Origin of the sequence: Collinsella sp. HCP28S3_E9 (genome assembly GCF_052065455.1) — a bacterium.
GTDB lineage: Bacteria > Actinomycetota > Coriobacteriia > Coriobacteriales > Coriobacteriaceae > Collinsella.
The window spans coordinates 62051-74126 of sequence record NZ_JBQHTZ010000008.1 but is presented as its reverse complement, the minus strand read 5'-3'; the positions used below and the strand labels follow the sequence as shown (position 1 = coordinate 74126).

General features: G+C 61.4%; 12 protein-coding genes. 11 read left to right on the top strand and 1 reads right to left on the bottom strand.

The genetic code is table 11. The annotated features are described in order from the left end of the window. Nucleotides 1-54 precede the first annotated feature (54 nt). The 9 genes from ACTNA2_RS05415 (at nt 55) to ffh (ending at nt 9512) form a co-directional block, all read left to right on the top strand. Nucleotides 55-552 carry an ATPase gene (locus tag ACTNA2_RS05415; RefSeq protein ID WP_154515443.1) on the top strand — a complete coding sequence of 166 codons (498 nt, stop codon included), beginning with the start codon at nt 55-57 and terminating at the stop codon, nt 550-552. Continuing rightward, entirely contained in the window at nt 552-1106 is a 555-nt protein-coding gene (locus ACTNA2_RS05410) for a YceD family protein (protein WP_154515446.1), read from the top strand. The genes ACTNA2_RS05415 and ACTNA2_RS05410 overlap by 1 nt, the downstream gene beginning before the upstream one ends. Nucleotides 1107-1170: 64 nt before the next feature. Then, complete coding sequence (gene rpmF, locus ACTNA2_RS05405) at nt 1171-1350, top strand: 50S ribosomal protein L32 (protein ID WP_022094017.1); 180 nt, start codon at nt 1171-1173, stop codon at nt 1348-1350. 88 nt (nt 1351-1438) lie between these two features. Continuing rightward, on the top strand, nt 1439-2455 hold the full coding sequence (plsX, locus tag ACTNA2_RS05400) for a phosphate acyltransferase PlsX (protein WP_154515449.1): 1017 nt from the start codon (nt 1439-1441) through the stop codon (nt 2453-2455). 117 nt (nt 2456-2572) lie between these two features. Then, on the top strand, nt 2573-2815 hold the full coding sequence (locus ACTNA2_RS05395) for an acyl carrier protein (RefSeq protein WP_154515452.1): 243 nt from the start codon (nt 2573-2575) through the stop codon (nt 2813-2815). A 3-nt stretch (nt 2816-2818) separates the two neighbouring features. Beyond that, on the top strand, nt 2819-3544 hold the full coding sequence (gene rnc, locus ACTNA2_RS05390; protein WP_154515455.1) for a ribonuclease III: 726 nt from the start codon (nt 2819-2821) through the stop codon (nt 3542-3544). Between the two features lie 10 nt (nt 3545-3554). Further along, the gene (smc, locus tag ACTNA2_RS05385) at nt 3555-7091 is read left to right on the top strand and encodes a chromosome segregation protein SMC (RefSeq protein ID WP_441048814.1); all 3537 of its coding nucleotides are present in this window, start codon (nt 3555-3557) and stop codon (nt 7089-7091) included. Continuing rightward, nucleotides 7091-8008, top strand: a complete 918-nt coding sequence (gene ftsY, locus ACTNA2_RS05380; RefSeq protein ID WP_271807278.1) for a signal recognition particle-docking protein FtsY — start codon at nt 7091-7093, stop codon at nt 8006-8008. The genes smc and ftsY overlap by 1 nt, the downstream gene beginning before the upstream one ends. Before the next feature lie 10 nt (nt 8009-8018). Then, a complete protein-coding gene (ffh, locus tag ACTNA2_RS05375; RefSeq protein WP_441048813.1) occupies nt 8019-9512 on the top strand; it encodes a signal recognition particle protein in 1494 nt (497 codons plus the stop codon). Between the two features lie 116 nt (nt 9513-9628). Here ffh and ACTNA2_RS05370 read toward each other — a convergent pair whose 3' ends face one another. Next, on the bottom strand, nt 9629-10393 hold the full coding sequence (locus ACTNA2_RS05370) for a NifB/NifX family molybdenum-iron cluster-binding protein (protein ID WP_441048812.1): 765 nt from the start codon (nt 10391-10393) through the stop codon (nt 9629-9631). Between the two features lie 216 nt (nt 10394-10609). On the opposite strand from ACTNA2_RS05370, the gene thyA reads away from it, so the two are divergent. After that, nucleotides 10610-11458, top strand: a complete 849-nt coding sequence (gene thyA, locus ACTNA2_RS05365; protein WP_154515464.1) for a thymidylate synthase — start codon at nt 10610-10612, stop codon at nt 11456-11458. A gap of 9 nt (nt 11459-11467) precedes the next feature. Beyond that, a complete protein-coding gene (locus ACTNA2_RS05360) occupies nt 11468-11986 on the top strand; it encodes a dihydrofolate reductase (protein WP_441048811.1) in 519 nt (172 codons plus the stop codon). Nucleotides 11987-12076: the final 90 nt, after the last annotated feature.

Genomic DNA, 12076 nt, shown 5'->3' with positions numbered 1-12076 from the left:
TGATGGCATGTGGTAAACTAACACGATGACATGTTACCTATGAAAGGAGACCGGATGCCGGGCGAGAATTTTCCTGGCGACAGGATCGTGAGCCTTGTCGAGGAGCTCGAGGGGCTCATCGAAGAGGCTAAGACGCCGTTCGGCAAGAATGCCCAGATGAAGGTTATCGATGCCGACGTCTTCTTTAACATCCTTGACGAGATCCGTATGAGCTATCCCGAGGAGTGGCAGAAGTCCCGTCGCATCCTCAAGGAGCGCGACGAGCTTATGGCTTCCGCCGCCGCTCAGGCCGATTCCATCATTGCCGATGCTCAGCAGCAGGCACTCACCATTGCCGGTGAGCAGGAGATCGTCCGCTTGGCGCAGCAGCAGGCCGACGATATCCGTGATCGTGCCCAGCAGTACGAGCGCGAGACGCGCTATGCGGCCGAGGATTATGCCGAGCAGGTCTTTACGCACCTCGAGGAGAACCTCAAGAGCCTGACCGGCACCGTTACCCGTTGCCGTCAGCAGCTCAACGAGGGTGCCGCCCAGCAGAACGGTCAGTGGTAATGGCTGAGTTCCCGAGCGTTACCGTCGATCTTTCCGAGCAGCTCGAGTTTCCCGGAGACTCGTATCCGCTGACCGGCAAGGTCGATGTCGCCACCTACACGGTGGGCGAGAAGGAGTACCAGCTGCAGGACGGCATTGCTTACGACGTGGTTTTTACCAATGCGGGCACCGGTGTTCTGCTCTCCGGCATGGTTCGAGCGCACGCCACCGGCGAATGCGACCGCTGCCTTGAGCTCGCCTCGTTTGATATCGCCGGCGAGATCGAGGAGTTCTACCTCTTTGAGGAGCCCGAGGATCCCGAGGCCTACGAGGACGGTTACGAGCTTTTGGGCGAGGACCGCATTGTCGATCTGGGGGAGCCCATTAACGACGCCGTTGTCATGGACACGCCGTTTGTGGTGCTCTGCAAGCCCGATTGCCGCGGCCTGTGCCCCACCTGCGGCATCAATCTCAACGTCGAGCAATGCGATTGCGCTGCCCAGGCCGAGGCCGAATGGGCCGCTGCCACGGAAAATCCATTTGCAGCATTGAAGAATCTCAATCTTGATGAGTAAAAATGTGGTAGTATCGCTACTTGCGCGTAATCGCCACACTGGATAGTTCATAAGGAAGGTCACTATGCCCGTACCTAAACAAAAGCAGGGTCGTATCCGCACCCATACCCGTCGTTCCGCCAACATGAAGATCTCGGCTGCGGCTCAGTCCACGTGCCCCCGTTGCGGCGCTGTCAAGCTCCCGCACCACGTGTGCCCCAGCTGCGGTTTCTACAAGGACCGCGAGGTTATCGTTACCGAGTAACGGTATACTCTGGATACGATGCCGTTCCAACTGGAACCACAATGGCCGGCTCAATGAGTCGGCCATTTTTGTATAAGGAGCACTTGAAATGAGTAACGTTCGCGTTTGTGTAGACGTTGTGGGCGGAGACGAGAAGCCCCAAGTTGTCCTCGACGGTATTGAGGCTGCACTTGCCGCCGATCCCGATATCGAGGTCATTGCTGTTGGCCCCGCCGATATCGTCAACCCCTTTGCCGCGGCGCACGCGCGCGTGGAGGCTCTGGAGGCCCCCGATGTCATCGCCATGGACGACGATCCCATCCGCGCCGTGATGACCAAGCGTAAGTCTTCGATCGTGCTTGCCTGCCGTGCTATTAAGAAGGGTAACGCGGACGCGTTTTTCTCCGCGGGGTCGACCGGCGCCATGACGGCTGCCGCCACCGCCTACGTGACGCCGTTTAGATATTTGGTAGAGGGTAAGAAGCAGCCGGTGCGTCCATGCCTCACCAATGCGCTGCCCAACCGCGCCGGTGGCCTTACGGTACTGTGTGACATGGGGGCCAACCCCGATGTCGAGGTCGACGACATGGTCCGCTTTGCCCAGATGGGTGCAGCCTATGCCCGCGTGGTCCTGGGCATCGAACATCCGCGTGTGGGCCTGCTTGGCAACGGCACCGAGGACGAGAAGGGTTCTAACTTTACCAAGGCGTGCTTCCCGGCTATGAAAGCCGCGGTCCCCGGTTTTGTGGGCAACTGCGAGGGCACCGATCTTACGTCGGGCAATTTTGACGTTGTGGTCGCCGACGGCATGTCGGGCAATATTGCGCTCAAGGCAACCGAGGGCGCTGCCAAGTTTTTGCTGCAAGAGCTCAAGGGCGCCTTTATGTCTTCGCTCGGTACCAAGATCGCCGCGCTGCTCATCAAAAAGCAGATGCGCCAGATGAAAGCCAAGCTCTCGGGCGATGCCAAGGGCGGCGCGATCCTGCTGGGCCTTCGCGGCGTCGTTTTGATTGGCCATGGCGCCACGTCGGCCGAAGCCGTTAAGAACGGTACACTCGCCGCGGCTCAGGCCGTTCGAGCCGGGCTTATCGAAAGCATTGCCAATTCCATGGAAGGTATCGTTTAGCAAGAGCTCCGTTACGTGGCTCAAGCTATGCATCGTGGGGTAGAATCGGAGCCGTGCTGCAATGCGGCTTCCGCCCGCGCGACACATTGTATTCCACGACTTATGAGAGGATGCGCTATGGATCGCTCCGAAATCTTTGACAAGATCGCCGAGGTCGCTGCCGACGTGCTGGGCGTTGACGTTGCCGAGATCAGTGATGAGACAACTTTTGACGACCTCGATGCCAATTCGCTCGAGCGCCTGCAGCTGGTGACGGCCATCGAGGACGAGTTTGACCTCGAGATCGATGACGAGACCCTGTTGTCGCTCACCTCCGTTGCCGACGCCGTCGACGCTATCGAAAACGCCAGGGAGGCCTAGGTCTTGGCTTTATCTCAACGACTCACGCGCGCTCAGGAAATCCTGGGCCATGAGTTTAATAACAAGGTGCTGCTACGCGCGGCGCTCACCCACCCCTCGGCAGTAGAGGGGCAGCCGGTCTCTGCCAGCTATGAGCGGCTTGAGTTTTTGGGTGACTCCATTCTGGGCGCCGTGGTTGCCCGTTCGCTCTTTGAGTCTTATCCCGAGTTCGATGAAGGCAAGCTCACGCGTCTGAAGGTATCGCTTGTTTCGGGTGCCACGCTGTCCGAGGTTTCGCACGAGCTGGGCATCGACGACATCATCATCTTTGGCGCCTCCGAGACCGGTACCGGCGCGCGTGGCCTTAACTCGGCGCTCGAGAACGTCTATGAGTCGCTCGTGGGTGCGTTGTACCTCGATGCCGGCTGGGATGCGGCGGCGGAGTTCATCCACCGCACGCTTAAGCCCCATTTGGCCTCCGAGCGTGCCGAGCACCCCGCGAACCCCAAGTCGTTCTTGCAGGAGTGCGTGCAGGCAGACGGTCACGAGCCCCCGGCATACAAGCTGGTAGGCTCCGAGGGCCCGGCACATGCGCCCACCTTTACCGCCGTGGTGCTTGTCGACGGTATCCGTCAGGGCCGCGGCACCGGCGCCTCTAAGAAAGAGGCCGAGGGAGCCGCTGCACTCGAGGCGCTCGACCGCATGGGTTACACCACCAACGGTGTGATTCTCAACAAGAAGCCCGTTTAAGCGAGGAACCGTGTATCTCAAGTCCCTTACGCTCAAAGGGTTCAAGTCGTTTGCCGACCGCGCCCATATGACGTTTGAGCCGGGCCTGACCGTCATCGTCGGTCCTAACGGCTCGGGAAAATCGAATATCTCCGATTCGATTCTGTGGGTACTGGGTGAGCAGAGCGCCAAGCAGCTGCGCGGCCAGGCCATGGAGGACGTCATCTTTTCGGGCTCGTCGGCGCGCAAGCCGGTGGGCGTCGCCGAGGTCACGCTGGTGCTCGATAACTCGGACCATGTGCTGCCTGTCGACTTTGATGAGGTTGCCATCACCCGCCGCATGTATCGTTCGGGCGAGAGCGAATACCTCATCAATTCGAGTCCGTGCCGCCTGATGGATATCCAGGACATTTTGCACGATTCGGGCTTGGGTAAGGATACGCATTCCATTATCAGCCAGGGCAAGCTCGATGCCATTTTGCAGAGCCGTCCCGAGGAGCGCCGCGCCCTTATCGAGGAGGCTGCCGGCATTTCCAAGCACAAGCGCCGCAAGGAGCGTGCGCTCAAAAAGATTAAGTCGATGGACGAGCACCTTACTCGTGCCCGCGACATCAATAAGGAGATCGCCCGTCAGCTGCGACCGTTGGAGCGTCAGGTCGATCGCGCGCGCAAGTACAAAGAGCTGTCCTCGCGCGCGAACGAGCTTACGCAGATGCTGGCCGTTGACGAGCTTCGTTCGCTGCAGTCGCAGTGGAACGATCTGGAGAGCCGTTCCAAAGAGGGTGCCGCCGAGCTGGAGCTTGCGCAGTACCGCTTGGGCGAAAAGGAGCGCGAGCTCGAGAAGCTCCAGGTGATGCTCGAGGAAAAGGGCCTGTTTGTGGGCGACTTGGGTGAGCAGCGCCGTCATATGCAAGATGTGGTCGGCCGTATTAACTCCGATATGCGCCTGCTCGAGGAAAAGGGCCACAATATGGTGTCGCGCCTGTCCGATATGCGCGGCCAGATTTCGAGCTCCGAGCATCAGCGTCGTCGCGTGGTCGAGGAGCTCGAGGATGCACGTGCCCAGCTTGAGGAAGTGACCGGTGCGCACATGCAGGCCCAGGACGACGTTGACGCCGCCGGCCCTGCCGCCGCCGAGCTCCACGAGCGCCGTGTTGCGCTCGACAATCAGATTTCGCAGCTTACGCGCGAGCAACGCGATGTGCAGCGCGTGGCCGACAAGGCTGCGCTCGAGCTTGCCAAGGTGAAAGACTCGCTGAGCAATGCCGAGGTCGAGGACAACATGTATGCCTCGCGCCTGGAGCAGATTGACGAGCAGCTCGAGGAGGTCACGGCCTCGCTCGAGAGCCGTCGCGACCGCGCCGAGGAGCTCGACGGCGCGCTCGATCAGGCTCGCCAAGCCCAGGCCGATGCGCGCCAGGCCACCGAGGTCGCCCGTGCGGCGTTGAAGGACTTGCGCGCCCGTGAGAGCGAGTCGCGCAACAAGCTGTCCGAGGTGCGCTCTGAGCTTGCGAGCCAAAAGAAGCTCGATGCCCGTATGGCCGATAGCTCGCCGTTGGTGAGCCGTCTGGTAGGGGCATTGGGCGATGACGTAACGGGCCGTCTGGGCGACGTGCTCGAGGCGCCGCGTGAGCTTGAGGGCCTGGTCGAGCAGCTGCTTGCCGGCGATATCGATGCCCTGTTGTTTGATGACGCCGCCACGCTTGAGCGTGCCGGTCGTGCGGCTTTGGACCAAAAGAAGGCCTCGGGCGAGGCACTGCTGGTGGCGCGTGGTGTGAGCGGCTCTGCTGCTGCCGAGGGTGCTGCCGGTTCGCGTCTGGTTGATCGCCTGTCCGTGCGTGCCGGTTATGGCCCGATTGTCGAGGCGCTGCTCGGCGGCTATTACGTGGTCGATGACTTGCCTTGTGCGCTGGCGGCACCAGTCGTTGACGGTGTGACTTATGTGACGCCCGATGGCGCTCGCGTGAGCTTTGGTGGCCTGGTGCGCGTGGGGCTCGATGCCGGCGAGGCCTCGGGTGCCCTGGAGCGGAAGCGCCGCATTCGCGAGCTCGAAGGCCTGGAGCCCGATTTGGCTGCCGTTTTTGAGCATGTGTCGAACCAGGTTATCGAGGCCAATGCGGCCGTCGAGGAGGCGCGTGTCGCCGAGGGTGATGCCGCCGGCGAGATCGCCCGTCTTGAGGGCGAGCGCCGCTCGCTGCTCTCCGAGATTGGCCGCCTGGAGCAAAGCGCCAACAACGCCGAGGTCGAGCGTGCGCGCATCTCCAGGCGCCGCGAGCAGGCGGCCGAGGCCGTTCGCGCCGCGCGCCCGCGCGTTGACGAGCTCACCCGTTCGCGCGACGAGGCCCGTGCGCAGGCAAGCGACCTGGGTCTCCAGATTGCCGAAGCCAACGACGAGCTCGATCGCGTGCGCCGTGACGATTCCGAGGCAGCCGGTAAGCTTGCCGATGCCAAGGTGCGCCTGGCCCAGACGAGCGAGCGCCTGCGTTCTCTGAAGGGCCGCGTGCCCGATCTGGAACATCGCCTGGAGGGCATTGACCGCCGTATCCGCGGAACACGTCAGGCTTCGCGCTCGCTCGAGCTGCTGCGCCTGCGTGTCGATCCCATGCACGAGCGCTATTCGGCCCTGCTGGAGCGTGCATCTGATTGGGCCGCGCGCCTGCGTGACCAGGCCTCACTCGAGGAGGCAGACTCGGCTTCGCTCAAGAAAACCATCGAGGATGCCAAGGCCGAGGTCTCCCGCGCCAAGGAGCGGGTCGATGCCGCCACGGCGACACAAAACGAGTTCAAGGTCGCGCGCGGCAAGCTCGAGGTGCAGGTAGAGGCGGCCATCAAGGCCATTACCGCCGATGGCACCACGGTGCTTGAGGAAGCGCTCATGCTTCCTGCTCCCACCGACCGCGACGCCGCCGAGCGCGAGCTCAACCAGCTCGTGCGCCAGATCAACAACCTGGGCCCTGTGAACCAGGTTGCCATGGAGGAGTACGAGCAGCTCAAGCGCCGCGCCGATTACATCGAGGAGCAGCTGGCCGATCTGGAGAGCGCGCGCAAGGCGCTCACCAAGATTACCGTGGCCATCGACCGCAAGATGCGTAAAGCCTTCCTGGTGACCTTCGAGAAGGTCGATGCGAACTTCCGCGAGATCTTCGCCATGCTGTTCCCGGGTGGCCAGGCGCATCTGGAGATGACCGACCCCGAGCATCCGGCCGAGACGGGCATCGAGGTCGTGGCGCAGCCGCGCGGCAAGCGCATCACCAAGATGATGCTCATGTCGGGCGGCGAGAAGAGCCTGACGGCGCTCGCCCTGCTCTTTGCCGTGTATCGCACGCGTACGGTGCCGTTCTATGTGCTGGACGAGGTCGAGGCGGCGCTCGATGACGCCAACCTGTCCAAGCTCATCGGCGCGCTTGACGTGCTGCGTTCCGATACGCAGCTCTTGGTTATCTCGCATCAGCGCCGTACTATGGAGGACGCTGACGTCCTCTACGGCGTCTCGATGCAAGCTGACGGCGTCAGTCGCGTCGTCTCGCAAAAACTCGATCGCGAAACCGGAAAGGTCGTGAATGCATAATGGGATTCTTCGATGCTCTCTCGCGCGGACTTGAGCGCAGCCGCGAGGCCCTCAACGAGGTCTTTTACTTTGGCGGCGAGGTCGACGAGGATTTTTGGGAGGACCTAGAGGACACCCTCGTCATGGGTGACATGGGTGCCGAGGTCGCCATCCAGGTCTCCGACGACCTGCGCGATGCCGCGGCCAAGAAGAACCTCAAGACCGCCCCGCAACTACGTCGGGCCCTGGCCGAGCAGCTCGAGCAGCATTTTGTACCCGTCGAGCGCGATCCGTTCGCCGACACGCCGAGCTGCGTGCTGTTTGTGGGCATCAACGGTGCCGGCAAGACCACTACGGTCGGCAAGATCGCGAGCGCCATGGCCGCCCGTGGCAAGAACGTCGTGATCGGCTCGGCCGATACCTTCCGCGCTGCCGCCATCGAACAGCTCGATGTGTGGGGCCAGCGCGCCGGCGTCCCCGTCATAAAGCGCGACCGCGGCTCAGACCCGGCAAGCGTTTGCTACGACGTGCTCGACGAGGCCGATAAGCGCGGCAGCGACCTGGTGCTCATCGACACCGCCGGCCGTCTGCACACGAGCCCCGAGCTCATGCGCGAGCTTGCCAAGGTGGTCAACGTGACGCGTAAGCGCGCCGCCAATATGGCTGCCGGCCCCATGCCCGTCTCGGTCGTCCTCGTGATCGATGCCGCGACGGGCCAAAACGGCCTGAACCAGGCACTCGAGTTTAATGAGGCGCTGGGTCTGGACGGTATTATCATGACTAAGCTCGACGGCACGGCAAAGGGCGGTATCGCCATGGCCGTGGCCGAGAAGCTCAAGCTCCCGATTCTGCGCGTGGGCGTGGGCGAGCAGGTCGATGACCTGCAGGAGTTTAATGCCAAAGATTTCTGCCGCGCCCTGGTGGGCGAGTCCAACTAAGGAGTGACCAGTGTTTGATTCTCTGAGCGATCGCCTCAACGACACATTTGACCGCCTGCGCGGCAAGGGCAAGCTGACCGAGGCCGATATCACCTCGGCCATGCGCGACATTCGCATGGCGCTGCTCGAGGCCGACGTCAACTTTAAGGTCGTCAAGGAGTTTGTCGCCAAGACCAAGGAGCGCTGCATGACCGCCGAGGTCATGGAATCGCTGACGCCGGCGCAAAACGTCGTCAAGATCGTGCTCGACGAGCTCACCGAGATGCTCGGCTCCACCGAGAGCAAGCTCGTCTTTAGCAACCGCATTCCCAACGTCATTATGCTCGTGGGCCTGCAGGGCTCCGGTAAGACCACGGCGGCTGTAAAGCTGGCATACCTGCTCAAGAAGCAGGGCCGCTCGCCGCTGCTCGCCGCGTGCGACGTCTACCGTCCCGCCGCTGCCGACCAGCTGGCCACGCTTGGTGGAGAGATCGGCGTGCCGGTCTTTCGCGGTGACGGCGAGCACCCGGTCGATATTGCCAAGGGCGCCATCCAGGAGGCCGTCGACCACCTGCGCGATGTGGTCATCGTCGATACCGCCGGTCGTCTGCAGATCGACGAGCAGATGATGCAGGAGGCCGTGGACATCAAGAAGGCCGTCAAGCCCGATCAGGTGCTGATGGTCGTCGATGCCATGACCGGCCAGGATATCGTCAACGTTGTCTCGACCTTCGCCGAGCGCACCGACTTTGACGGCGTGATCATCTCCAAGCTCGACGGCGATGCCCGTGGCGGCGGCGCGCTTTCGGTGCGCCAGGTGACCGGCAAGCCCATCAAGTTCGTGAGCATGGGCGAGAAGCCCGATTCGCTGGAGCCGTTCTATCCCGACCGCATGGCCAAGCGCATCTTGGGCATGGGCGATGTCGTCGGCATTATCGAGAAAGCCCAGGAGGCAGCCGATGCCGAGCAGCTCGAGGCTGCCGAGCGCATGCTGCGCGAGGGCTTTACCATGAACGACATGCTCGACCAGATGAAGGCCGTCAAGAAGATGGGCGGTATGAAGGGCATTCTGGGCATGCTTCCCGGCGGCCAGCGCGCGCTCAACCAGATGGGCGGCAACCTGGATGAGGGCATCTTCGACAAGAACGAGGCCATCATCATGTCGATGACCAAGGAGGAGCGCCTGCGTCCTTCCATCATCAACGGCCAGCGTCGCGCCCGCATCGCCAAGGGTGCCGGCGTGACCCCCACCGAGGTCAATAGCCTTATGAAGCAGTGGGGCGAGATGAACAAGATGATGGGCCGCATGCGCTCGATGGCCAACCAGGCGCAAGCCGGCGGCAAGAAGGGCAAGAAGGGTAAAAAAGGCAAAAAGATGCGCATGCCCAATATTCCCGGTCTGGATGCCATGGACCTGGGCGGCATGGGCGGCCTGGGCGGCCTGGGTGGCATGGGAACAGGTGGTCCCAAGTCCGATATGGACCTGCTGCGCCAGATGGAAGCGCAGATGCGTAATAAAAAGTAACGACTGGTTGAGTCGAGTATGGCGAAGGCCGCCTGGATGGTACTCCAGGCGGCCTTCGCCGTTCGTTCGCAGGTTTTCTCACGCGCGGAAGCGTGTTGGCGTTGAGGTGCTTGCCACTAGTGGCAGCCACAGCCCTCGTGCCCATCATGGTCGTGGTGGCCGTGGCAGCCGCAGGACTCGCCATGCTCGTGGGCGTGCTCGTGCTCGTGCCCATGGCAGTCGCAGGTGGCCTCGCCGGTCTGCGCGAGCGTGCCGGCAATGAGGGCCTCGACGCAGGCGTCGCAGCTGCCCTGGGCGCCCGCATAGACCGTGATGCCTGCCTGGGTGAGCGCGTTGATGGCGCCGCCGCCGATACCGCCGCAGATGAGCGCATCGACGCCACCGTTGGCGAGCAGACCCGCTAGGGCGCCGTGACCAGTGCCGCCGGTGCCTACGACCTGCTCGTTGAGTACCTTGCCATCCTGGATGTCATAGATTTTGAACTGCTCGCTGCGGCCAAAGTGCATAAAGATGTTGCCGTTGTCGTACGTCGTTGCCACCCTCATGGTGCCGACCTCCTTTGCTGGCCATATGGCCGTCGTCGTAGGTGTGGGGGAGTATGCGATATTGCCGCCCTCGATACTAAGTGCTCGCCCGTTGACCAGCGCGTTTGCCACCTTGCGATGCGCGCGGCTGCAGATGGCCGCCACGGTGGCACGGGCGATGCCCATTTGCTGGGCGACGGCCTCCTGATTGAGGCCTTCCAGGTCGCAAAGCCGTAGGACTTCGAGCTCATCGACCGTCATGTCGATGGCGTCGCCGCTGGCAAGGCCGTCAGGGGTAAAGCCGCGATATTCGGGAATGATCCCAACACGGCGCAATTTTTCGCGTCTTCCTGCCATACACTCTCCAAATCTGACATATGTCAACAATAGGATAGCGCGTATACGAAACCGCTCAAGCTATTTTTGGCATATGTCAAAAAAGCTAAAGGTGCAGCATTTGCGAATGCGGTGCCGTACTGCCGTGCATTGCGTGTGCCGCCCCAAGTGTGCAATTCGATGCTGCGCGCCTGGGCTACAATAAAAATCGCTTATAGGCGACTGACAGGAGGGTCAATGAGCAAAGCTGATCAACAGTTTGTAGCCATGTGCCGCGATATTCTGGACCATGGCACCACTACCGAGGGCCAAAAGGTTCGTCCGGTGTGGGAGGACGGCACCCCTGCCTATACTATTAAAAACTTTGGTGTCACGGCACGCTACGACCTGCGTGAGGAGTTTCCGGCGCTTACCCTGCGTCGTACGGCCCTCAAATCTGCCATGGACGAGATTCTATGGATCTATCAAAAGAAGTCCAATAACGTGCATGACCTCAACAGCCATATTTGGGATGAGTGGGCCGACGAGACCGGCTCCATCGGCAAGGCCTACGGGTACCAGATTGGGCAGAAGAGCCATTATGCCGAGGGTGACTTTGACCAGATGGACCGCGTGCTGTACGACCTTAAGCACACGCCGTACAGCCGCCGCATCATGACCAACACGTATGTGTTTAGCGACCTGTCCGAGATGCACCTGTATCCGTGCGCCTACAGCGTGACCTATAACGTCACGCAGCGCCCGCAGGATGACAAGCCCACACTCAACATGATTCTCAACCAGCGCAGCCAGGACATTTTGGCCGCGAACAACTGGAATGTGTGCCAGTACGCCATTTTGCTGATGATGGTCGCGCAGTCGGTCGATATGATCGCTGGCGAGTTGCTGCATGTGATCGCCGATGCCCATATTTACGACCGTCATGTCGATATCGTCCGCGAGCTTATCGAGCGTCCGCAGTTTGCGGCTCCTAAGGTAACGCTCAACCCCGATGTGCATGATTTCTACGCGTTTACGACTGATGATCTGATCGTTGAGGGCTATGAGCACGGCCCGCAGGTCAAGAACATCCCCATTGCGGTGTAGGTGACGCGCATGACGTGTAAGCTTTCTGCCATTGTCGCCGTGTGCGATGACTGGGGCATTGGGTGCGAGGGTGACATGGTCGTGTCCAACCGTGCCGACATGCGCCATTTTGTGGCGTGCACCAAGGGTTGTCCGGTCATTATGGGACGCAAGACCCTGCTGAGTTTTCCCGGCGGGCGTCCGCTCAAGAACCGCCGCAACATTGTGCTCACGCGCGACGAGGGCTTTGCCCCCGAGGGCGTCGACGTGGTGCATAGCGTTGACGAGGCCTTGGCCGCCGTGGCCGATGAACCTGTTGCGTGGGTGATCGGTGGCGGCGAGGTGTATCGGCAATTTCTGCCGTACTGCGTGGAGGCCGAGGTCACGCACAACCATTGCACCCATGCCGTGGACACGTATTTTCCCAATTTGGATGTCGATCCTGCGTGGGAAGTTGCGCGGCGCGACGGGGTTGCCACGATTGCCGCGGGCGAGGGTGACGAAGGCCTCGATTATGAGTTCGTGACGTATCGTCGTGTTGATGCTTAAATCGTCTGGCGTGAACGGTATCACCGGGTTGATTGAATGCATGGGGCGGCGCTTAGCGTCGCCTCGTTTGGTATAGATGTGCTGTAAAGA